Consider the following 21479-nt stretch of genomic DNA (forward strand, 5'->3'; position numbering starts at 1 on the left):
GGTGGTGATTCTGCCGAAAAGTGGTGGGTTTGCCGGACGTTCAGCCCATCAGCTGCGCCGCGACCGTCGCGCCCAACTCCCAGCACGCCTCGCGGTCGTCTTTCGTCGGCTTCTCCGAGACCACCACGTACTCAGCAGACTTCACCCAGCCAAGGCCCGTGGTGATGGCGTCGACAGCCTTCTCCGCACCCTCGGTTCCCTGGTTCCCGTGGAAGTACGCACCGAACGGGCGACCCTGCGTCGAGTCGAGGATCTGGTAGTAGCTGACGTCGAAAGCGTGTTTCAGTGCGCCACTGATGTATCCGAGATTGGCGGGCGTGCCGAGGATGTAACCGTCGGCCTCGAGGAAGTCGCTCGCGGTGACTGCCAGAGCGGCTCGACGCACCACCTCGACGCCCTCGATCTCCGGATCCGTGGCACCGGAGAGCACCGCCTCGAACATTTCCTGACATGCCGGCGACGGCGTGTGGTGGACGATCAACAGCCGCTTGGCCGCCATCAGGACCTCCCCGCGAACGCCAGCAACCGATCGGCCGCGCTATCGGACGCCGGCTCGATCGGCGCCTCGAACAATCCGACCCCGCGCAGCTCCTCGATGACCGGCGCCGCATCGGTGAGCACGAACTCGACCAGCCCGTCCGACGGAGCCCACTCCGCATCGAGGCCCACGCACAGATCGTGGGAGTGCAGGGCCAGCTCCATGATTCGCATCACCAGCAGTTGGCGGCCCGGGCGTCGGCCGGCGCGGTGATCGACCTCGACGTCGAGGTCGGCCGACTCGACGGCAGCCCGAAAGGCGTTGTCGCTGCGCCAGAATTCGGCGATCGGGTCGCCGGCACCCACATAGTCGACGTCGCGTGTCGCCAAGGTGTCGGCGGCGCTGGCACCTTCGAGCAACATGGCGTAACGGTAGCCGCCGCCGATCAGGTGGTTGATCAGGTCGCGAATGGTCCAACCCGCGCAACCGCTTGCCTCCCCGAGTCTTTCGGGTCCGGCGTTCCCCAGGTGGTCGGCCCAGAGACGGGCGGCCTCGTCGAGCCGGCTCGTCGGATCGCTCATCTGGCCTGCCCGTTACTGTTCGCGCCCGTGGAACTGTGCGACCGCGCGTTTCATCATCGCGCGGGCGCGGGGGCGGTCGCCGGCGTAGTCGTAGGCGCGGGCGATGCGGTACGTGTTGCGCCAGTCGTTCGGGTCGGCTTCCCACTCGGCCTTGACCTGCGCGAACAATTCGTCGGCGGCGTCGCGTTCCATGCGGCCCGAAGCGCGGTGCGGGAGGTTCGAGATGTCGAGCTCGCGGCCTTCCTCGGCCATGATCGCCGCGAGCTTCTGGTGTTCCAGACCCGCCCGCAGCGTCGCGTAGATCAGCCACGCGCCGATGAGCGGCAGTGCGATGACACCGAGTCCCAGCCCGATTCCCGCGACGGTGCCCGTCGCGATCAGCTGGAACCCACGCCAGCCGAGAAGTACGAAGTAGACGACCAGCGCCACGACGAGGAAGCCGATCATCCAGACGATCGGCCGGGCGTCCTTCTTCTTCGGACCCAGCTGCGGCGCGCCACCCTCGGTGTCGCCGGTGTGGGTGCCCTCGTCGTGCGTGCCGTCATCGACCATGGGAATCAGAGGTCCATCAGTTCTTCGAGCCCGATGGTCAGACCCGGACGGTCGGCGATGCTGCGCACCCCGAGGAGCACACCGGGCGCGAACGACGACCGGTCGAGGGAGTCGTGGCGGATGGTGAGGGTCTCGCCCTCTGTGCCCAGCAGCACTTCCTGGTGGGCGACGAGGCCGGCAAGGCGCACCGAGTGGACGTGCACACCGTCGACCACCGCCCCACGCGCGCCGTCGAGTTCTTCGGTGGTGGCGTCGGGACTCGGTCCGACACCGGCCTCGGCGCGTGCGCGGCCGATCAGTGCGGCGGTGCGGTAGGCGGTGCCCGACGGTGCGTCGGCCTTGTGCGGATGGTGGAGTTCGACGACCTCCACCGAGTCGTAGTACTTGGCGGCCTGCGCGGCGAACCGCATCGACAGCACCGCGCCGATGGCGAAGTTCGGGGCGATCAGCACGCCGACCTTCGGGTTCTCGGCGAGCCAGCCGCGGACGGTCCCGAGACGTTCCTCGGTGAAGCCGGTGGTGCCGACGACGGCGTGAATCCCGTTGGCGATGAGGAATTTCAGGTTGTCCATGACGACGTCGGGGTGGGTGAAGTCGACGACCACCTCGGTGTCGGTGTCGGAGAAGAACTCCAGCGAGTCGCCCTTGTCGACGCCCACGGTGTAGGTGAGGTCGTCGGCCTTCTCGACCGCCGTGACGATCGCCTGCCCGACCTTGCCCTGGCTACCCAGGACGCCCACCTTGATACCGCTCATGTCCACCCTCTTCGATCTCGACGTGCCAACGGGCCCAGTCTAGTGGCGACCACCTGCTCAGTAGATCGGCGCATCGCCGCGACGATGCTCGAAGACCAGCGACGTGGTGGTGCCCGCGACCTCGCGTCGACTGTTGAGCCGCTCGACGAACTGGCGCAGCGCCTCGGTGTCGGCGGTGGCCACGTGGAGCATGTAGTCGTCGGCACCGGCGAGGAAGAACACGTCGATCACCTCGTCGTAGGCGGCGATCTCGCCGACGAATCGTCGGATCTGACCACGCGCATCGGATTGGAGACTGACCGCGACCATCGCGCGCAACGGGCGGCCGACAGCGGCCGGGTCGACGTCGGCGAAGAATCCACGGATGACCCCGAGGTCGACGAGCCTGCGCATGCGGCCGTGACACGTCGACGCAGCGATCCCGACGCGTTGGGCCAGCTCACTGTTGGGCATGCGGGCGTCGGACTGCAGGAGCTTCAGCAGTTCGCGGTCGGTTGCGTCGAGGTCGCCGGGCTGAACATCCTTCGGAGTGGCGGGCATCTCAGCCTCCTGATCTGAACCATCTTCACGATTTCCGGTCTGTTGAGAATCTTCCTCGCGCACATTGTGACACTTCCGAAGTTCCTTCACCCTGAAGGCAGGTTATCAGTACAAACTTCGAGACGAGAGTGAGCATCATGCGCGTCGGCGTCCCCACCGAGATCAAGAACCACGAATACCGCGTCGCCATCACCCCGGCCGGCGTCACCGAACTGCACCATCGCGGGCACGACGTGATCATCCAGGCGGGCGCTGGCGAGGGTTCGGCGATCACCGACAACGATTACAAGGCCGCCGGCGCGCAGATCCTCGGTACGGCCGCCGAGGTGTGGGAGCAGGCCGACCTGCTGCTCAAAGTCAAGGAACCGATCGCCTCGGAGTTCGGCCTGCTGCGGGCGGGCCAGACGATCTTCACCTATCTCCACCTGGCAGCGGGCGAGGAGTGCACCGCGGCCCTGCTCGCCTCCGGCACCACGTCCATCGCCTACGAGATGGTCCGCACCGCCGACGGCGCACTTCCCCTTCTCGCCCCGATGAGTGAGGTCGCCGGACGTCTCGCACCACAGGTCGGTGCCTATCACCTGATGAAGTCCGAGGGCGGTCGCGGCGTCCTCATGGGCGGTGTCCCCGGCACCGAGCCCGCCGAGGTCGTGATCATCGGCGGTGGGGTCAGCGGCGTGAACGCCGCGACCATCGCGGTGGGCATGGGCGCGCAGGTCAGCGTCTTCGACCTCGACATCGCCAAACTCCGCGCGATCGACGCCCGCTTCGGCGGCCGCGTCCACACGCGCTACAGCACCCGGCTCGCGCTCGACGAGGCGGTGAAGAACGCCGACCTCGTCATCGGCGCCGTCCTCGTCCCCGGCGCGAAGGCACCGGTCCTGGTGCCCAACAGCCTTGTCGCAGAGATGAAGCCCGGCACAGTCCTCGTCGACATCGCCATCGACCAGGGCGGCTGCTTCGAGGACTCGCATCCGACGACGCACGCCGAACCGACCTTCGCCGTGCACGACACCACCTTCTACTGCGTGGCCAACATGCCGGGCACGGTCGCGCGCACGTCGACACAGGCGCTGACCGGCGCGACCCTCCCCTACGTCGTGCGTCTGGCAGATCAGGGCTGGGAGACGGCCTGCGCGGTTGATCCAGCTCTCGCGTCCGGGTTGAGCACCCATGGCGGCGAGCTGTTCACCGCCGAGGTCGGCGAGGCCCTCGGCCTACCGGTCGCGGTTCTGCCGTTCGCACACAACTAGTTCAGAACCGGTGCGCAGTTCAAAACCTGAGCGCAGTTCAAAACCTGAGCGTGGTGGTCCCTCGCCGCTTCCCGCGCCACCCGTAGCGGCGTTCGGTGATCTCGCCGTGGCCGTCGTAGCCGATGCGCAGCACGGTCGACGCCCTCGTGCCGTACCCCGGGATGTTGATGAACTTCGACGACAGGGCCGCCTCGAACTCGGGTCCGACACCGGTGTCGGGCAGACGCACCGGATCGGGCCGGTCCTGGTCGGCCAGCATCGCGAAGTAGTCCTCGTCGGAGGCGCCGCCGGCGATCAGCTCACGCAGCGCAGCAGTACCGTCGACGACCTTCGGCCAGTCGTTGTCGAGCGCACCGTTGGACACGCCGTGCACACCGTCGGCGACCCGTTCGGCCTGCGGGTGCGGTCGGTTCGTCACCCACCAGAGGTCGTCGGCGTCCCCGTTGGTCCCGGTGTCACCGACGAGCAGGTTCACCGGGTCGTAGTCGGCGGCCTGTTCGACGACGCGGTCGGCGAACACCTTCGGGTCATCGCCACCGCCGAGGAAGTCCACCGGCAGCTGCCCACGTGAACGGACGCCCGTGCGTTCCGGCGGACCGACCCGCACGTTCGTCACCATCGCCACACGGCCGGGCACCTCCGCGGAGACACCCAACCAGGTGCCGCCGGCCAGCGCATCGCGTCCGGCCATGATCGGCAGGTCATCCCATCGGGACAGCGCATACGTGCGTCGCCGGTGATACTCGTCGCGGTTGGCCGCGACGATCAGACGATGCTCGGGATGCGCATTCCACGCGAAGAGGATCAGGCACATGGCATCTCAGTTCACCTGGTAGTGGCTCATACCGGCCATTCTGCGCTGGACGCCGGCGATCTCCCGCACCGCCTGGGCCACCAGGCTCCGGTCGAGCGGAGACAGCCGCTTCATCTCCAGGACGTCGGTCGGCGTCTCACCCTGATCGAACTGCGCCACCTGGTACCGCAACCGCACCCGTTGCAGGACGTCGAACACCTCCATCAGCGTCGCTGCATCGCCGGTCGGCAGCAATGCACTGCCCGCGGCGGCCTGCAGCCGTGCCCGCGTGTTCACCTCGGTGGATTCGACGCTCAGTGCCGCCCACCGGGCGATGTTGATCAGCGGAGTCAGCGCATGGGTCTTCAGGTCGAGGGTCCCGCCGCGCCGCGTCAGGACATCGCGCATCGACCGCAGCCGCGCCTTGGTCGACAACGACTCCGCCAGCAGTAGACGCATGGTGCGCGGATCGGCACGCAATGCGCCGATGATCTCGACTCCCGGTGTCGGCGTGGTCGATTCCCGACGTGAACCGGACAGTTCCCGACGCGACGCAAACAGGGGCCGGCCATCGAGGATCAGCGAGGTGAAGATCATCCCCTTGTTCGCCAGCGGCTCGTCGATCCAGCCGCGCGCCGCCGTCTGCCACTGGGCGCGGGTCCGCGAGAACAGGGGCTTCGATGCGACCGCCCCGTTGGTGTCGACGGTCAGCCCGGCACCGCGGAGCAGGTCGTCCAGCTTCTCGAACGCCGTGCGATGGGCGTCGAGGTCAGAACTGCCGAGAGCGTCGTCGAACACCACCGCCGAGTCGACATCGGAACTCAGCACCGGTTCCCGGCGCGCGTTGCTGCCGAGCGACAACCACGTGTAGGCAGCGGGATCGACGCCGGGATGCGGATCGACGACCAATGCCAGGCCCCGCACCACGACGGCGTCGACGATGAGCGATGCGACCCGGGTGACCTCGTGTGCCGGCCGGTCCCGTCGCACGAGATCGGCGACCAGCTGCGGTAGCCGGCGGGCGTGCTCCTGTAGTTCCCCGACCGTCTGCGACCGCGAGATCTGTTCGCGCAGCGGCATACTCGCGCCCGCAGGGTCGGCGACGAAGTCCCCGGCGCCGACTACACCGAGCACCGCCCCGGCGGCATCGCAGACCGGGATGACCGCGAGGTCGCGGTCGACGAGTTCGGTGAGGGCGTCGACCGGCGCCGTCCGGGAGTCGACGACGAACGCCGGACCGTCGATGACCTCACCCACCGGGGTGTCGATGCTTCGTCCGGCGCCGACGACCCGCGCCCGGATGTCGGCGTCGGTGAGCAGCCCGTGGCTCCCCGGTCCGTGTCCGCCCGGTCCTTGTCCAGCGTCGGACAACGGGATCACCACGTAATCCTGACCGCGTTCGGTCATCAGCACCGCGGCCTGCCGCACGGTCATGTCGGCCCGCCCGATCACCGGTGCGGTCCGCAGCAGATCCGCCACGGTTCGCGCGGAAGGTGTGCGCTGCGCGTCGCGGCGGTGCGCGACGGTCAACTGGTCGGACGGACCGTTCATCCCTCGGATGATAGGCGGACGCGGCCGAGAGTCGAAGACGACACCGGGCCCGCCGTCCGTGATGGACGACGGGCCCGGTGTGGGTTCGATCAGAACGGATCAGGCGTCGGCGGTGGCCGCTTCGGCAGCCGCGGCCTCGGCCTTGTCGGCCTCTTCGTCGACCGGGACGAGGCTGATCTTGCCGCGCTCGTCGATGTCGGCGATCTCCACACGGAGCTTGGAGCCCACGTTCACGACGTCCTCGACCTTGTTGACACGCTTGCCCTTACCGAGCTTCGAGATGTGCACCAGGCCGTCGCGACCCGGCAGCAACGACACGAACGCACCGAACGCGGTGGTCTTGACGACGGTGCCGAGGAAGCGCTCGCCGACCTTCGGCAGCTGCGGGTTGGCGATCGCGTTGATGCGGTCGATCGCAGCCTGTGCCTTGACACCGTCCGAGGCGCCGACGAACACGGTGCCGTCGTCCTCGATCGAGACGTTGGCGCCGGTCTCCTCGGTGATGCCGTTGATCGTCTTGCCCTTGGGGCCGATCAGCTCGCCGATCTTGTCCATCGGGATCTTGATGGTCGTGATCCGCGGTGCGAACGGGCTCATCTCGTCGGGCTCGTCGATGGCCTCGGCCATGACGTCGAGGATGGTCAGTCGGGCGTCCTTGGCCTGGCTGAGCGCACCCGCGAGCACCTGCGAGGGGATGCCGTCGAGCTTGGTGTCGAGCTGCAGCGCGGTCACGAAGTCCTTCGTGCCCGCGACCTTGAAGTCCATGTCGCCGAAGGCATCCTCGGCACCGAGGATGTCGGTCAGTGCGACATAGCGGGTCTCGCCGTCGACGGTGTCGGAGACGAGGCCCATGGCGATGCCGGCGACCGGGGCGCGCAGCGGCACACCGGCGTTGAGCAGCGACATGGTCGAGGCGCAGACCGAACCCATCGAGGTGGAACCGTTGGAGCCCAACGCCTCCGAGACCTGACGGATCGCGTACGGGAAGTCCTCGACGCTCGGGAGCACCGGCATCAGGGCACGCTCGGCGAGCGCTCCGTGGCCGATCTCGCGACGCTTGGGCGAACCGACGCGGCCGGTCTCACCGGTCGAGTACGGCGGGAAGTTGTAGTGGTGCATGTACCGCTTGGACGTCTCGGGTCCGAGCGAGTCGACCTGCTGCGCCATCTTCACCATGTCGAGGGTGGTGACGCCCATGATCTGGGTCTCGCCACGCTCGAACAGCGCACTGCCGTGGGCGCGCGGGATCACGCCGACCTCGGCGGAGAGTGCACGGATGTCGGTGATGCCGCGACCGTCGATGCGGAAGTGGTCGGTCAGGATGCGCTGGCGCACCAGCTTCTTGGTCAGCGAACGGTAGGCGCCGCCGATCTCCTTCTCACGACCCTCGAACTGCTCGCCGAGCTGGGCGAGGATGTCGGCCTTGAGCTCGTCGGTCTTGTCGTCGCGCTCCTGCTTGCCGGCGATCGTCAGGATCTCCGCGAGGCGCTCGGTGCCGGCGGCGGCGACGGCTTCGTAGACGTCGTCCTGGTACGGCGGGTACAGCGGGAACTCGCCGGTGTCCTTGGCAGCGGCCGCGGCCAGCGACTTCTGCGCCTCGCACAGGCGGGCGATGAACGGCTTGGCGGCCTCGAGGCCCTCGGCGACGATGGCCTCGGTCGGGGCCTGCGCGCCACCGGCGATCAGGTCGATGACGTTGTCGGTCGCCTCGGCTTCGACCATCATGATCGCGACGTCGGCGGTGTCGCCTTCACCGCTCACGATGCGGCCCGCGACGACCATGTCGAACACGGCACCTTCGAGCTGCTCGACGGTCGGGAACGCGACCCACTGACCGGCCTTGTTCTCCTCGGTCGGGATGAGCGCGACGCGCACGCCACCCACCGGGCCGGAGAACGGCAGACCCGCGAGCTGGGTCGACGCCGACGCGGCATTGATGGCCACGACGTCGTAGAGGTCGTCCGGGTTGAGCGACAGCACGGTCACGACGACCTGGATCTCGTTGCGGAGACCGTCGACGAAGGACGGGCGCAGCGGGCGGTCGATCAGGCGGCAGGTCAGGATCGCGTCGGTCGAGGGACGACCCTCGCGACGGAAGAACGACCCGGGGATGCGGCCGGCGGCGTACATCCGCTCCTCGACGTCCACGGTCAGCGGGAAGAAGTCGAAGTGCTCCTTCGGGTGCTTCGACGCCGTGGTGGTCGAGAGCAGCATGTTCTCGTCATCGAGGTAGGCGGTCACCGAACCGGCGGCCTGCAGGGCGAGACGTCCGGTCTCGAACCGGATCGTGCGGGTGCCGAAGCTCCCGTTGTCGATGATCGCGGTGGCCTCGGTGATCGCGTCGTCGTACTCGTCGGTGAAGTCTTCGGTGGTGGTCACATCTGTCATGTGGGGTGGAATCCCTTCGTAGCGGCTGCCGTAAGCGGCCGTCATGATGCGCGGCCACTCAGACATGGCCGCTTGTGCGGTTGAGGGTGGTCATCGCGAGGTGCGCAGCGTGCACCGATGCCGGTGCAGTCGTGCTGTCGAACTCGTCGCACGCGCGGATCGGACCGACCCAGAACGCGCCGAGAAAACACGGCAGCGGGTGAATGGCGCGACGTGTTCGCGCCCGGTTGAGTGCTCAGACGGCCTTCGATCGAAGCGGCCGGAACCTTTGCTCCGGCGGCCACTACCGAGGACCGATCTGGCTCGTCGTCACGCACTGCCATCAGTTCACGGCAACGATCCGTCTGTCAGCCTATCACCGCGTGCTGTCAATACCTCAATATGACGAGCCCGCACACAGACGAAACCGGCCACCTCCCCGATGGGAGGTGGCCGGTCGGCAAGTCTGTTCCGCGCAGGCCCGCGATCAGCGACGCAGGCCGAGACGCTCGATGAGCGAACGGTAGCGGTTGATGTCGACCTTGGCGACGTACTTCAGCAGGCGACGACGACGGCCGACGAGCAGCAGCAGACCGCGACGGCTGTGGTGGTCGTGCTTGTGCTGCTTGAGGTGCTCGGTCAGGTCGACGATGCGCTTGGTCAGCAGCGCGACCTGGGCCTCGGGCGAACCGGTGTCGGTCTCGTGCAGACCGTATTCGGTGAGGATTTCCTTCTTCTGCTCGGCAGTCAATGCCATGGAGATACTCCTGTTTCTCAGTGCCGCGTCTGGAAGAGAACCACTGGTGTGCCACCGCGGACTGCAGCAACACCGACTGATCAGGCTACCTGTCGCCCGGTGCGGACCCAAATCCGTGGATGCTCAGGGCCGCATCGCGGCCGAGCCACCACCACACCAGCGCGACCGCGATGACGCCGATGAGGGCGCCGACGACGATCGCGATCGCGAGGAGGCGACGGGCCGCTCCGGCGGACTCGCGACCGGTGAGCGATACACCGACCAGGCCGAGGACGACCGAGGTCAGAGCGGCGGCGAGCAGCAGGAACAACCCGGCGGTCGGTTCGCCGACGTCGGCGGCCGCCGACGTCGCCCCGATCTGGCCCAGCGGCAGCGTCAGACCGAGAGGCCGCACGGGTACCGCACCGGCCATGACGACGACGCCCACACCGGCCCCGGCGACCAGGGCGAAACCCGGATGAGGCGCCCCCACCCGACGCACGACGGCGAACAGGACCAGGAGACCACCGATGATGATGAGAAGGCCGAGTGCGGTGGTGAACCACCCCAGCGTCAGCTGGGTTCCGAGTGTCTGCGCGTAGTGCCCGTTGTGAACCCCGAAACCGTTCGGGTTGAGCGGTGCGAGCCCCACCGAACCGAGGTCGACCCACTCCATGAAGGTGGCGGCCACGACCACCAGGCCCAGCACGACCGACGCGAGGGCCGCGGCGACCGCCGAGGTCTGCGCGCCACCTGTGCGCGGTGTACTCACGGCGTCTCGGCCGCCGCCAGGATCTCCCTGGTCTTCGCCACGTCGTCGCCCATGGCGGTGACGAGGTCGTCGATCCCGTCGAACTGGACCATGCCGCGGATGCGGTGCACGAAGTCCACGGCCACGTGCTGGCCGTAGAGGTCGGCGTTCTTGTCCAGGACGAAGGCCTCGACGGTGCGGGTGCGCCCGGAGAAGGTCGGGTTGGTGCCCACCGACACCGCCGCCTGGTACCGCTCTCCCGGCAGCACCTCGCCGACGGCCGGTCCCACGCCCAGGATCGTGAACCACGCGGCGTACACGCCGTCGGCGGGGATCGCGGCGTACATCGGCGGCGCGACGTTCGCGGTCGGGTACCCGAGATCACGTCCCCGGCCGTCCCCACGCACCACGACACCCTCCACCCGGTGCGGGCGGCCGAGCGCCTCGGCGGCGCGGTCCATGTCACCGGCCGCGACGCAGGAACGGATGTAGGTCGACGAGTAGGTCACCGCTTGTTCGCCGAACAGTGAGATGGCCTGCACCTCGAAGCCGAACTTGGCACCCAGCTCGGTCAGTTTCGCGACGTCGCCGGCGGCCTTGCGCCCGAAGGTGAAGTTGTCCCCCACCACGACGTCGGCGGCATGCAGTGTCTCCACGAGGATGTCGTGGGCGAAGTCCTTGGGCGAGCGCGCGGCGAGTTCCGGCGTGAACGGCATGACGCAGAAGACGTCGATCCCCAGTTCCTCGGCCAGCTCCGCCCGTCGCGTCAGCGTGGTCAGTTGCGGCGGATGGGATCCCGGCCGCACGACCTCCGACGGATGCGGGTCGAAGGTCATCAGCACGGACGGCACCCCGTGCTCTTCGGCCGCCTTGGTGGCGGCATGGATCAGTTCGGCATGCCCACGGTGCACACCGTCGAAGACACCGATGGTGACCACGCACCGTCCCCAGTCCGCGGGGATGTCATCAAGACCTCGCCATCGCAACACGCGACCAGCCTACGGGGAGCACCAGTTCCAAACCACCACCGCCACACGCCTACGAACGGACGGGGTGTCGACGACGAGATGTCGGCGAGCAGACAAGGTGACGCTAAGCTCATACCCATGCCCAGGGGATCAGACCGTCCGGTGACCGAACTGTCACAGGTCACCCAGGACTATCTGAAGGTCATCTGGACCAGCCAGGAGTGGGAAGACGTCAAGGTCACGACCAAGCTGCTGGCCCAGTCCCTCGGAGTGTCCCCGTCGACGGCCTCGGAGGCCATCCGCAAACTCGCCGATCAGGGCCTGGTCTCCCATGAGCCCTACGGCGCGGTGACGCTGACCGACGAGGGCCGCGAGGCGGCGATCCTGATGGTGCGGCGCCACCGTCTCCTCGAGACCTTCCTCGTCCGCGAACTCGGATACCGCTGGGACGAGGTGCACGACGAGGCCGAGATCCTCGAGCACGCCGTCTCGGATCGGCTGATGGCCCGGCTCGACGCGAAACTCGGCTTCCCCGACCGGGATCCGCACGGCGACCCGATCCCCGCACTCGACGGTTCGATCCCCACGCCCGCCGCGGCACTGCTCGCCGACCTCGAGGTCGGGGCGTCGGGATGCATCGCCCGCATCTCCGACACCGACCCGGAGATGCTCCGCTACTTCGACGAGGTCGGCGTGGCCCTCGACCGTGTCGTCACCGTCGCCGAGAAGCGGCCCTTCGCCGGCACCATCTCGGTGTCCCTCGACGACGCGACGCCGATCGACCTCGGCGACATCGCCGCGCGCGCGATCTTCGTCGTCCCGCGCTAGCGCAGGGTGGCCGGACGCACCACCATCACCGAACTCGCCCGGCGGCCCTTCTCCTGGATGAGCGCGATGGCCTGCTCGTGCGGGTCGACGACGACGTAGACGCCCTTCATGCCGATCGGCTCGAGCCATCGTCCCTGGCTGATGGATTCGGCCTCGTCGTCGCTGATGTCGCGGCGGGGAAAGGACAGCTTCACCGCCTCGTCGATGTCGAGGCTGACGCGGCCGTCCTCGCGGACCTCGTCGAGCGTGCGGGCGTGTTCGAGGGTGAAGGGCCCCACGGCGGTACGGCGCAACGCGGTCAGGTGCCCACCGACGCCGAGGGCGGCACCGAGATCGCGTGCGAGCGACCGGATGTAGGTGCCCGACGAACAGTCCACCGCGACATCGAGATCCACGACGCCCGCGGTGTCGTTGTCGGTGTCCCCCGCACGCCGCGTGGCCAGGACGTCGAATCGTGACACGGTGACCGGCCGGGCCTGCAGGTCGAACTCGGCGCCGGTGCGGACGAGCGCATGCGCGCGCCGGCCGTCGACCTTGATCGCCGAGACCTTCGCCGGAACCTGCTGGATGTCGCCGGTGAGATCGGCGACGGCCGAGGCGATCTCGTCGTCGCTGACACCGGAGGCGTCCGCGGTGGTGAGGATCTCGCCCTCGCGGTCGTCCGTGGTGGTCGAGGCACCGAGGCGGATGGTCGCGGTGTAGGACTTGGTGGTCAGCGACAGCAGACCGAGAAGCTTTGTCGCCCTCTCGATCCCGACGACGAGGACGCCGGTGGCCATCGGGTCGAGGGTGCCGGCGTGGCCGACCCGGCGGGTGTCGAAGATCTTGCGGCACCGCGAGACGACGTCGTGGCTGGTGATCCCGGCCTGCTTGTCCACGATGAGCAGACCGGCCTTCTCGATGGTTGCGTCGGCCATTCAGACCATCGCGATCGTCGTGGTGATGATGCCCCGCTCGACGAGCCAACGGCCGTGGAACTCGAGCACCGGCGCGCCGCCGTCGGCCGCGGCCGGGTCGATGAGGATGCGGGAGATGAACGTCCCGGACGTCTCCGCGGTCTGTTCGAAGGTGATCAGGGCGTCCTCGAAACCCAACCACCGCTTGGTGATCGGGAACCACGCCTTGTAGGTGGCCTCCTTGGCGCAGAACAGCAGCCGGTCCCAGTGCAGGCCGGACGGACGGGTCGCCAGGACCTCACGTTCGGCGGGCAGGCTGGTGTGCTCGAGCACGCCGTCGGGCAACGCGTCGTGCGGTTCGGCGTCCATGCCGAGGGATCGCACCCCCATCGAGTGGGCGACGATCGCCGCGCGGTAGCCGTCGCAGTGCGTGAGACTGCCCACGATCCCGGCCGGCCAGATCGGAGCGCCTTTGTCCCCCTTGAGGATCGGCACCGGCTCGTAACCCAGCTCCGCCAGCGCCTGCCGCGCACAGTGACGGACGGTGGTGAACTCGCGGCGACGCTTCTCGACGGCCTTGCCGATGAGCGCCTGCTCGGCGGGCATCGGGGTCAGCCCGGGCGGATCGTCGAACGCCTCCGCCGAGGCGACCCCGGATGGAAGGAGTTGTTCGATCACCGGTCGTCCTTTCGTGCTTGCCGTTCCACCTGCCGGGTCCGGCGCTCTGCCTGCCGCTGCTCCACACGCGCCCGGAATTCCGCGGCCCGCTCGGCATAGTCGGGCGGCAGGTCGAAGCGCACCCCGTGCTCGGGCAGATCGGTCTCGCCGAGACCGTCACCGGGCACGATGTTGCGCATCAACGGATTCGGCAGGCCGCGTCGCTTCCACTCACGCGGATAGCCGACGGACACCTCCTCGAACCGGATGCCGTCATACCAGGTGGTCCGCGGGATGTGCAGGTGCCCGTACACGCAGCACGCGGCGTTGAACTCGGTGTGCCATTCGGCGGTCAGCTCGCTGCCGCACCACAGCGCGAACTCCGGGTAGATGAGCGCATCACACGGTTCGCGGCGCAACGGCCAGTGGTTGATCAGGACCGTCTTCTCCGACGGGTCGAGCGCCTGCAACCGGCGGCGGGTGATCTCGATGCGTGCCCGGCCCCATGCGTCGCGGGTCGGGAACGGCTCGGGCGAGAGCAGGAACTCGTCGGTCGCCACCACGTTGCGTTCGCGCGCCAGCGCCAGCGCGGTGAGCTTGTTGGCCGTGCCCTCCGGCCGGAACGTGTAGTCGTACAGCAGGAACATCGGGACGACGCGGACCGGGTCGCCGCCGTCACCGGGATCGAACAGCGGATAGATGTCCTCGGGGGTCACCACGCCGATGTCGCGGCACGCCTGCACCAGATAGTCGTACCGGGCGACACCGAACACCTGCAGCGGGTCCTTGGCCGTGGTGTACAGCTCGTGATTGCCCGGGACCCAGATGACGGTGTGGAAACGGGTCCGCAGGCGGCGGAGGGTGTCGACGATGTCGTCGGTGCGTTCGGCGACGTCACCGGCCACGATGAGCCAGTCCTCCGGCGATGTCGGCCGGATGTCGTCGATGATGTGCTCGTTGCCCCGATGGGCGACGTGCAGATCGCTGATCGCCCACAAAGTTGCCACGAGGATCCATCGTGCCAGAGGTCGTGATCACCCCGTGCCGGGGGCGGTCTCACGTGGGACGATCGAACGGTGATAGGCAATCGAGGACCCTGGTGGGTGCAGGCGCTGGTGAGTACCGCGATCCTCGTCGCGTTCACCGTCGCCCTCGTGATGTCGCTCTACGCCCTGGATTCGGCGGGCACCGACTCCTGGGCTCGATTCGGCGCGTCGGCAGTCGTGCCGCTCGTGTTCCTGCTGATCACCGCGGCGTGGACGCGCAGCGGTCTGCGCCTTGCGCTCGTGCTGTCCGTGGGACTGCTCCTCCTGGCCCTGGAACGAGTCGCGATCCTCCCCTTCTATCTCGACTCGTCCGTGATCGCCGACTGGAATACACGGGTACTCGACGCGGCGGCGATGGCGAACATCGCCCTGTTCGACAGCGGCGTCGTCATCGTCTGGTCCATCGCCCGGCGACAGTCGGCAGCCACCTGGCTGGGCGTGATCCCGGCGGCCGGGGTGCTCTCCCTGGGGACGTGGGCGATCTACTTCCATCAGCCCGACTTCGGCGCGGACCTCACGAGCGGGGGCACTCTACCCCTCGGTTACCACGTGGGCGTGGTGACGTTCGAGATCGCGTTCGTGCTCGCGGCGATCCTGATCCTGTGGGCATGCGACGGCATCGGCCTCGCCACGCGGAGACCCCGGGCGGCAGGCGCACCCGCGGCCGCGGCGAGCGTCGAGGACCACCGCGCCACCCAGCTGTACCGGACCCAGGCCCATCAGATCGACCAGCGGGAGACCGAACGGTATCCCGTGTCACCGCCACCGCTCGCTCAGCCCCCACGGCGTCCCGACGACCCGTCGTTCCGCACCACCCAGATCGGGCGTCCCGGCGACGATCAGCGCTGACCGGGGACGAGGCCAGGTCAGGCGGGTACGACCCCCGCCTGCCGCCACCGGCCGGAACGGATACGCCACACGACGGTCGCGAGCCGGATGACCGTGAAGACCACCAGGCCGGACCACACGCCGGCCAGGCCCCAGTCGAAGATCAGCGACAGCCAGATCAACGGCAGGAACCCGACGAGCGCACCGGTCAGTGTCGCGGTGCGCAGGAAGGCGGCGTCGCCACTGCCGAGGAGCACGCCGTCGAGCGCGAAGACCACCCCGGCGATCGGCAGCATGCCGACGAAGAACCACCAGGGCACCCCGATGGCGTCGAGCACGGCGTCGTCGGTGGTGAAGATGCGCGGGATGAGCGACGCACCGGCGGCGAAAACGGCGGCCATCGCGGTCGCGGCGACCACCGACACCCCGGTCACGCGGCGGGCCACGGCGTCGGCGATCGTCAGGCGACCACCGCCGAGCGCGGCACCGACGAGTGCCTGGGCGGCGATCGCGACCGAGTCGAGGAACAGCGCCATGAACTCCCAGAGCTGCAGCACGAGCTGATGGGCCGCGACCTGTGCGACGCCGAACCGGGCGGCCACCGCGGCGGCCGAGACGAAACAGATCTGGAACGAGAGACTGCGCACGATCAGATCGCGTGCCATCGCGAACTGGGCGACGATGATCGGACGGTCCGGTCGGAATCCCTGCGACTCCCCGGACGCCTCGGGGATCACCCGCACCGCGAACAGCATGCCCGTGACCCCTTGCCCGATCACGTTCGCGACGGCGCTACCGGGAAGGCCGAGACGCGGAAACGGTCCGATGCCGTGCACGAGGCCGGCGACCAGTACCGCCGCGAGCGACAGCCCGATGACCACGTAGAAGACCGGCCGGCGCGTGTCCTGCACGCCGCGCATCCAGCCGTTGCCGGCCATCGACAGCAGGATCAGCGGCACCCCGAACATCGCGATCCGCAACCAGTGGGCGGCGTCGGCGGCCACCGCGGCCGAATCCGGCGACGACGCACCGACGAGCAACCTCATGACCACGGGCGCGAGCGGATAGGCGACCGCGACGATCACCACACCGACGGCGACCGCGATCCAGCTGGCCTGGACGCCCTCGTGCACCGCACCGGCCCGATCACCCGCGCCGAACCTGCGCGCCGCACGGGCCGTGGTGCCGTACGACAGGAAGGTGAGCTGGGTGCTGACGATCGAGAGGACCAGCGTTCCGACGCCGAGTGCGGCGAGCTGCTCGCCGCCGAGACGACCGACGACCGCGAGGTCGAGAAGCAGGTAGAGCGGTGGTGCGATCAGGACCGCGAGCGCCGAGACGGTCAGCGTCGCGATCCGCGCGACACCCGCATCATCGCTCAGAGCGACTCCAACAATCTCGCGACCACCTCGTCGGCGGTGCCGGTGTCGCTGTAACCGGACGCCTGCCGGTGCCCGCCGCCGCCATGGGCGCGGGCGATCGGGACGAGGTCGACGACGTCCTTGGACCGCAGCGACACCGTCCAGACGCCGGGCGCGCTCTCTTTGAACACCGCGGCCACCTCGGCGTCACGGGCGGTCCGGATGGTGTCCACGACGCTCTCGGACTCTTCCCAGCTCATTCCGGCGAGGGCCCGCTGGTCGACGATCGCGTAGACGAGTCCCTCGCCGTTGCACGCCGACGGGACCAGCTTCGCCGACGCCAGCACGTCCGACATCATGGCGAACCACTCGAACGGGTGCGAATCGAAGAGGATGCGGCTCCACTTGCGTGCGTCGACGCCGGTCTCCAACAGGCGCGCCGCGATCCGGAAGGACTGCGGTCGGGCCCAGCGGAACGACCCGGTGTCGGTGGTCAGCCCGGCGTAGATACAGGTGGCGATGTCGGCGTCGAGTTCGACCCCGAGTTCGTCGAGGACGTCGAGCACGAGGACCGACGTGCAGTCGGCGGCCGGGTCTATGAGATCGAGGTCGCCGAAACCGGGATTCGATGCGTGATGGTCGATGGTGATCGAGGTGTCGGCCGCACTGAAGACGGCGCCCAGCGAGTCGAGGCGTTCGAGGTTCGCAGCGTCGACCGACACCACCACCGGGTGCCCGATCACCTGGTTCGGTGAACACAGGAGTTTGCTGCCGGGCAGACCGCCGAGCGATGCCGGTAGCTGTTCGGCACCGGGATAGGACACCTCGACGTCGACGCCACGCCGGTCGAGGGCCAGTCCCAGTGCGAGACCGCTGCCGATCGTGTCCGCATCCGGGCGGACGTGACAGCAGATGGTCACCGCCGACGCGGTCGCCAGCTCCGCGGCGATCGCGGCACTCGCCGAAGCGTTCACTCGTCGTCGCCGGCGTCGTCTGCCGAACGGTAGGGATCGGCGTCACCGGCCGGTGACGCCTCTGCCCGACGCCGTGCGACGAGTTCGTCGTTGGCGCGGGCGCGTGCGACGAGCTCCTCCATCTGACGAGCCGCGTCGGGCACCGTGTCGAGGACGAAACGCAGGGTCGGGGTGAAGCGGACGCCGGTTCCGGCACCGACCTTGGACCGCAGCACGCCGGTCGCCTTGGCCAGTCCGGCCGCGGCGGCGTCGTAGTCGGGTTCGGCGTCGATGGATTCGCCCATCACCGTGTAGTAGACGGTCGCGTCGTGCAGATCATTGGTCACGCGGGTGTCGGTGACCGTCACGTAGGCCAGGCGTGGGTCCTTGATCTCGGAGGCGATCGCCGAGGCGACGATCGTCGAGATCCGCTTGGCCAGGCGCTGTGCCCGTGCTGGATCAGCCATCGGGAGTCCTTCCGTAAGCGGTGCCGTGCGCGCCGTCCCCTCGTCGGGGACGACGCGCACGGCAGCGGGTCGAGAGTTGTCTTACGAGAGCTCGGAGCCCACGCGCATCAGTCGCGCGGCTTCTCCTGCAGCTCGTAGGTCTCGATCACGTCGTCCACCTTGATGTCCGAGTAGGTCAGCGTGAGACCACATTCGTAACCTTCGCGAACCTCGGTGGCATCGTCCTTCTCGCGCTTGAGCGACGACACGGTGAGGTTCTCGGCGACCACGACATTGTCACGCAGCAGGCGCGCCTTCGCGTTGCGGCGCATGATGCCCGACTGGACGAGGCAACCGGCGATGTTGCCGACCTTCGACGACTTGAAGATGGCGCGGATCTCGGCGCGGCCGAGCTCCACCTCTTCGTAGATCGGCTTGAGCATGCCCTTGAGCGCGCTCTCGATCTCGTCGATGGCCTGGTAGATCACCGAGTAGTACCGGATGTCGACGCCCTCGCGGTTGGCCAGCTCGGTGGCCTTGCCCTCCGCGCGGACGTTGAAGCCGATGATGATCGCATCCGATGCCGCCGCCAGGTTGACGTTGGTCTCGGTGACACCACCGACACCGCGGTCGATGATGCGCAGCGACACCTCGTCGCCCATCTCGATGCCCAGCAGGGCCTCTTCGAGGGCCTCGACCGTACCCGAGTTGTCACCCTTGAGGATGAGGTTGAGCTGGCTGGTCTCCTTGAGAGCCGAATCCAGGTCTTCCAGACTGATCCGCTTGCGGCTGCGCGCGGCCAGCGCGTTGCGCTTGCGCGCATTGCGACGGTCGGCGATCTGCCGGGCGATGCGGTCCTCCTCGACCACGAGCAGGTTGTCACCTGCACCGGGGACCGAGGTGAAACCGATGACCTGGACCGGACGCGACGGCAGTGCCTCGGGGACGTCCTCGCCGTGCTCGTCGACCATGCGACGGACACGACCGTAGGCGTCACCGGCGACGATCGAGTCGCCGACGCGGAGCGTGCCGCGCTGGACCAGCACGGTCGCCACCGGGCCACGGCCGCGGTCGAGGTGCGCCTCGATGGCGACACCCTGGGCGTCCATGTCCGGGTTGGCACGCAGGTCGAGCGATGCGTCCGCGGTGAGCAACACGGCCTCGAGCAGTGCGTCGATGTTCTCGCCCTGCTTGGCCGAGATGTCGACGAACATGGCGTCGCCGCCGTACTCCTCGGGGATCAGGCCGTACTCGGTCAGCTGTCCGCGGATCTTCTGCGGATCGGCGCCTTCCTTGTCGATCTTGTTCACCGCGACCACGATCGGGACGTCGGCCGCCTGGGCGTGGTTGACCGCTTCCACCGTCTGCGGCATGACGCCGTCGTCGGCCGCGACCACGAGGATCGCGATGTCGGTCGCCTTGGCGCCACGGGCACGCATGGCGGTGAACGCCTCGTGACCCGGGGTGTCGATGAAGGTGATCAGGCGATCCTCACCGTTGAGGTGGGTGTTCACCTGGTAGGCACCGATGTGCTGCGTGATACCGCCGGCCTCGCCCTCGCGGACGTTGGCCTTACGGATCGTGTCGAGCAGTCGGGTCTTACCGTGATCGACGTGGCCCATGACGGTGACCACCGGCGGGCGCTGTTCGAGATCTTCCTCGCCGCCCTCGTTCTCGCCATAGGTGAGGTCGAAGCTGCCGAGCAGCTCGCGGTCCTCGTCCTCCGGGCTGACGACCTGGACGCGGTAGTTCATCTCCGAGCCCAGCAGCTCGAGCGTCTCGTCGTTGACCGACTCGGTCGCCGTCACCATCTCGCCGAGGTTGAACAGCGCCTGGACCAGCGATGCCGGGTTGGCGTCGATCTTGTCGGCGAAGTCGGAGAGCGAGGCACCACGTGCGAGACGGATGATCTCGCCGTTGCCGCGCGGCAGCCGGACGCCACCGACGGCCGGTGCTTGCATGCTCTCGTACTCGGCGCGTTTTGCGCGCTTCGACTTGCGACCCTTGCGGGGGGCGCCGCCGGGACGACCGAACGCACCGGCTGCACCACCGCGGCCACGACCGCCGCCGCCACCGGGACGACCGCGGAAGCCACCACCTGCGGGTGCGCCGGGCGCGCCGCCGCCACCGGGTCCGCCGCGGTAACCGCCGCCGCCGGCGCCTCCGCCACGGCCGCCGCCGGCACCGCCGCGACCACCCGGACGGGCGTCAGGACGCGCCGCGCGCGAGGGCATCGCGCCGGGGCTGGGGCGAGGGGGCATGTTGCCCGGGTTGGGACGCGGACCACCCTGGCCGGGTGCGGGACGACCGCCACCGGGACGGGGTCCGCCCTGGCCGGCGGGACCGGGACGACCGCCACCGGGACGCGGACCGCCCTGGCCGGGGCCGGGACGAGCCGCCGGGCGCGGCGCGGGAGCCGGGGCCGACGAATACGGGTTGTTGCCGACGCGCGGAGCACGCGGGCCGGGCTTGGGGCCGGGACGGGGACCCGGGGCCTTGGTCGGCGGCGTGGGAGCTGCCGACGCGGCCGGGGCCGCAGGTGCCGGTGCCGGCTTGGGACCGCCGGGGGCGGGGGCCGGACTGGGACGCTCGGCCGCAGCCGGTGCGGGGGTCTCGACCGGGGCGGGACCCGGCTTCGGGCCGCCCGGCTTGGGTGCGCCGGTCTGGGGTGCGCCGGTCTGGGGTGCGCCGGTCTGGGGCGCGGTGGACTGGGGTCCCGGGGTGGGACGACCCGCCGCCGGCGCTGCCGGGGCGGCTCCGGGCTTCGGCGCACCGGACGGCTTGGGTCCGGGTTTGGCCGACTGGCGAGGACCGGGTGCCGACGACGAACCGCCGTCCTTGCTCGCCCCGTCCTTGCCTGGGAATGATTCACGCAGTCGACGGGCCACTGGGGCCTCTACCGTCGACGACGCCGATTTGACGAACTCGCCCTGTTCCTTGAGGCGCTCGAGCACCTGCTTGCTCGTCACGCCGAGCTCTTTGGCCAGTTCGTGCACGCGGGCTTTGCCTGCCACTGCTCTCCTTTGTTGGAGGCCAAGCGGCTAACCCGCTACGGCCTCGATTTATGTCCGGTACATGCTCATCGTGGGGACTTCACGGTGTGCTCATGTCTTCTGCAACCTGTTCCGGCTCCGAGGAG

The 21479-nt window shown here is 68.8% G+C and carries 21 protein-coding genes; 3 read left to right on the forward strand and 18 right to left on the reverse strand.

All coding sequences use genetic code 11. The annotated features are described in order from the left end of the window. Positions 1 to 40 precede the first annotated feature (40 nt). The 5 genes from IHQ52_RS17040 to IHQ52_RS17060 are packed head-to-tail and all read right to left on the reverse strand — an operon-like array spanning position 41 to position 2906. Positions 41 to 499: a flavodoxin family protein gene (locus tag IHQ52_RS17040; RefSeq protein WP_024498460.1), complete on the reverse strand. Its 459-nt coding sequence runs from the start codon at positions 497 to 499 to the stop codon at positions 41 to 43. Beyond that, the gene (locus IHQ52_RS17045) at positions 499 to 1059 is read right to left on the reverse strand and encodes a TIGR03086 family metal-binding protein (RefSeq protein WP_024498459.1); all 561 of its coding nucleotides are present in this window, start codon (positions 1057 to 1059) and stop codon (positions 499 to 501) included. Before IHQ52_RS17045 ends, IHQ52_RS17040 begins: the two co-directional genes overlap by 1 nt. Positions 1060 to 1071: 12 nt before the next feature. Then, entirely contained in the window at positions 1072 to 1611 is a 540-nt protein-coding gene (locus IHQ52_RS17050) for a membrane protein (protein WP_024498458.1), read from the reverse strand. Positions 1612 to 1616: 5 nt separating this feature from the next. After that, positions 1617 to 2366: a 4-hydroxy-tetrahydrodipicolinate reductase gene (gene dapB / locus IHQ52_RS17055; protein ID WP_096273857.1), complete on the reverse strand. Its 750-nt coding sequence runs from the start codon at positions 2364 to 2366 to the stop codon at positions 1617 to 1619. A 57-nt stretch (positions 2367 to 2423) separates the two neighbouring features. Next, positions 2424 to 2906 (reverse strand): Lrp/AsnC family transcriptional regulator, encoded by a 483-nt coding sequence (locus IHQ52_RS17060; RefSeq protein WP_024498456.1) that lies wholly within the window; start codon positions 2904 to 2906, stop codon positions 2424 to 2426. 137 nt (positions 2907 to 3043) lie between these two features. Between IHQ52_RS17060 and ald the strand changes: the two genes are divergently transcribed. After that, positions 3044 to 4159, forward strand: coding sequence for an alanine dehydrogenase (gene ald, locus IHQ52_RS17065; RefSeq protein ID WP_096274944.1), 1116 nt, complete (start codon positions 3044 to 3046; stop codon positions 4157 to 4159). Positions 4160 to 4196: 37 nt separating this feature from the next. Here ald and IHQ52_RS17070 read toward each other — a convergent pair whose 3' ends face one another. The 6 genes from IHQ52_RS17070 to IHQ52_RS17095 all read right to left on the reverse strand — a co-directional run bounded on the left by IHQ52_RS17070 (position 4197) and on the right by IHQ52_RS17095 (position 11346). Continuing rightward, on the reverse strand, positions 4197 to 4973 hold the full coding sequence (locus IHQ52_RS17070; RefSeq protein ID WP_096273856.1) for an NRDE family protein: 777 nt from the start codon (positions 4971 to 4973) through the stop codon (positions 4197 to 4199). Between the two features lie 6 nt (positions 4974 to 4979). Beyond that, a complete protein-coding gene (locus tag IHQ52_RS17075) occupies positions 4980 to 6503 on the reverse strand; it encodes a putative nucleotidyltransferase substrate binding domain-containing protein (RefSeq protein WP_024498453.1) in 1524 nt (507 codons plus the stop codon). Between the two features lie 99 nt (positions 6504 to 6602). Next, complete coding sequence (locus tag IHQ52_RS17080; RefSeq protein WP_096273855.1) at positions 6603 to 8891, reverse strand: polyribonucleotide nucleotidyltransferase; 2289 nt, start codon at positions 8889 to 8891, stop codon at positions 6603 to 6605. A 466-nt stretch (positions 8892 to 9357) separates the two neighbouring features. Beyond that, on the reverse strand, positions 9358 to 9627 hold the full coding sequence (gene rpsO / locus IHQ52_RS17085; RefSeq protein ID WP_006436419.1) for a 30S ribosomal protein S15: 270 nt from the start codon (positions 9625 to 9627) through the stop codon (positions 9358 to 9360). Between the two features lie 85 nt (positions 9628 to 9712). After that, the gene (locus tag IHQ52_RS17090) at positions 9713 to 10378 is read right to left on the reverse strand and encodes a hypothetical protein (protein ID WP_096273854.1); all 666 of its coding nucleotides are present in this window, start codon (positions 10376 to 10378) and stop codon (positions 9713 to 9715) included. Beyond that, the gene (locus tag IHQ52_RS17095; protein ID WP_238063670.1) at positions 10375 to 11346 is read right to left on the reverse strand and encodes a bifunctional riboflavin kinase/FAD synthetase; all 972 of its coding nucleotides are present in this window, start codon (positions 11344 to 11346) and stop codon (positions 10375 to 10377) included. Before IHQ52_RS17095 ends, IHQ52_RS17090 begins: the two co-directional genes overlap by 4 nt. Positions 11347 to 11463: 117 nt before the next feature. Between IHQ52_RS17095 and IHQ52_RS17100 the strand changes: the two genes are divergently transcribed. After that, positions 11464 to 12153, forward strand: a complete 690-nt coding sequence (locus IHQ52_RS17100) for a metal-dependent transcriptional regulator (RefSeq protein WP_006436416.1) — start codon at positions 11464 to 11466, stop codon at positions 12151 to 12153. Here IHQ52_RS17100 and truB read toward each other — a convergent pair. Genes truB through IHQ52_RS17115 form a run of 3 tightly spaced genes read right to left on the reverse strand, consistent with a single transcriptional unit; the run spans position 12150 to position 14713 of the window. Next, positions 12150 to 13070 (reverse strand): tRNA pseudouridine(55) synthase TruB, encoded by a 921-nt coding sequence (truB, locus tag IHQ52_RS17105; protein WP_006436415.1) that lies wholly within the window; start codon positions 13068 to 13070, stop codon positions 12150 to 12152. The two genes, IHQ52_RS17100 and truB, sit on opposite strands and share 4 nt — an antisense overlap. Further along, complete coding sequence (locus tag IHQ52_RS17110) at positions 13071 to 13727, reverse strand: 4'-phosphopantetheinyl transferase family protein (RefSeq protein ID WP_006436414.1); 657 nt, start codon at positions 13725 to 13727, stop codon at positions 13071 to 13073. Next, positions 13724 to 14713, reverse strand: a complete 990-nt coding sequence (locus IHQ52_RS17115) for a metallophosphoesterase family protein (protein ID WP_006436413.1) — start codon at positions 14711 to 14713, stop codon at positions 13724 to 13726. Before IHQ52_RS17115 ends, IHQ52_RS17110 begins: the two co-directional genes overlap by 4 nt. Positions 14714 to 14821: 108 nt before the next feature. Between IHQ52_RS17115 and IHQ52_RS17120 the strand changes: the two genes are divergently transcribed. After that, positions 14822 to 15601, forward strand: a complete 780-nt coding sequence (locus IHQ52_RS17120) for a hypothetical protein (protein WP_238063675.1) — start codon at positions 14822 to 14824, stop codon at positions 15599 to 15601. 17 nt (positions 15602 to 15618) lie between these two features. Here the strand turns inward: IHQ52_RS17120 and IHQ52_RS17125 are convergent, their stop codons facing one another. The 4 genes from IHQ52_RS17125 to infB form a co-directional block, all read right to left on the reverse strand. Further along, a complete protein-coding gene (locus IHQ52_RS17125; protein ID WP_182156157.1) occupies positions 15619 to 16977 on the reverse strand; it encodes an MATE family efflux transporter in 1359 nt (452 codons plus the stop codon). After that, entirely contained in the window at positions 16959 to 17915 is a 957-nt protein-coding gene (locus tag IHQ52_RS17130) for a DHH family phosphoesterase (RefSeq protein WP_006436410.1), read from the reverse strand. The genes IHQ52_RS17125 and IHQ52_RS17130 overlap by 19 nt, the downstream gene beginning before the upstream one ends. After that, positions 17912 to 18361 (reverse strand): 30S ribosome-binding factor RbfA, encoded by a 450-nt coding sequence (gene rbfA / locus IHQ52_RS17135; protein WP_006436409.1) that lies wholly within the window; start codon positions 18359 to 18361, stop codon positions 17912 to 17914. The genes IHQ52_RS17130 and rbfA overlap by 4 nt, the downstream gene beginning before the upstream one ends. A gap of 107 nt (positions 18362 to 18468) precedes the next feature. Next, the gene (gene infB / locus IHQ52_RS17140; RefSeq protein ID WP_182156135.1) at positions 18469 to 21354 is read right to left on the reverse strand and encodes a translation initiation factor IF-2; all 2886 of its coding nucleotides are present in this window, start codon (positions 21352 to 21354) and stop codon (positions 18469 to 18471) included. Positions 21355 to 21479: the final 125 nt, after the last annotated feature.

The sequence above is a fragment of the Gordonia amicalis genome, assembly GCF_022059885.1.
GTDB classification, from domain to species: Bacteria; Actinomycetota; Actinomycetes; order Mycobacteriales; family Mycobacteriaceae; genus Gordonia; species Gordonia amicalis.

Coding starts and splice junctions, on each gene's coding strand:
- ald (WP_096274944.1), top strand. CDS start 3,044: ATGCGCGTCGGCGTCCCCACCGAGATCAAGAACCACGAATACCGCGTC.
- IHQ52_RS17050 (WP_024498458.1), bottom strand. CDS start 1,611: ATGGTCGATGACGGCACGCACGACGAGGGCACCCACACCGGCGACACC.
- IHQ52_RS17080 (WP_096273855.1), bottom strand. CDS start 8,891: ATGACAGATGTGACCACCACCGAAGACTTCACCGACGAGTACGACGAC.
- IHQ52_RS17045 (WP_024498459.1), bottom strand. CDS start 1,059: ATGAGCGATCCGACGAGCCGGCTCGACGAGGCCGCCCGTCTCTGGGCC.
- IHQ52_RS17075 (WP_024498453.1), bottom strand. CDS start 6,503: ATGAACGGTCCGTCCGACCAGTTGACCGTCGCGCACCGCCGCGACGCG.
- IHQ52_RS17100 (WP_006436416.1), top strand. CDS start 11,464: ATGCCCAGGGGATCAGACCGTCCGGTGACCGAACTGTCACAGGTCACC.
- IHQ52_RS17070 (WP_096273856.1), bottom strand. CDS start 4,973: ATGTGCCTGATCCTCTTCGCGTGGAATGCGCATCCCGAGCATCGTCTG.
- rpsO (WP_006436419.1), bottom strand. CDS start 9,627: ATGGCATTGACTGCCGAGCAGAAGAAGGAAATCCTCACCGAATACGGT.
- IHQ52_RS17060 (WP_024498456.1), bottom strand. CDS start 2,906: ATGCCCGCCACTCCGAAGGATGTTCAGCCCGGCGACCTCGACGCAACC.
- IHQ52_RS17040 (WP_024498460.1), bottom strand. CDS start 499: ATGGCGGCCAAGCGGCTGTTGATCGTCCACCACACGCCGTCGCCGGCA.
- dapB (WP_096273857.1), bottom strand. CDS start 2,366: ATGAGCGGTATCAAGGTGGGCGTCCTGGGTAGCCAGGGCAAGGTCGGG.
- rbfA (WP_006436409.1), bottom strand. CDS start 18,361: ATGGCTGATCCAGCACGGGCACAGCGCCTGGCCAAGCGGATCTCGACG.
- truB (WP_006436415.1), bottom strand. CDS start 13,070: ATGGCCGACGCAACCATCGAGAAGGCCGGTCTGCTCATCGTGGACAAG.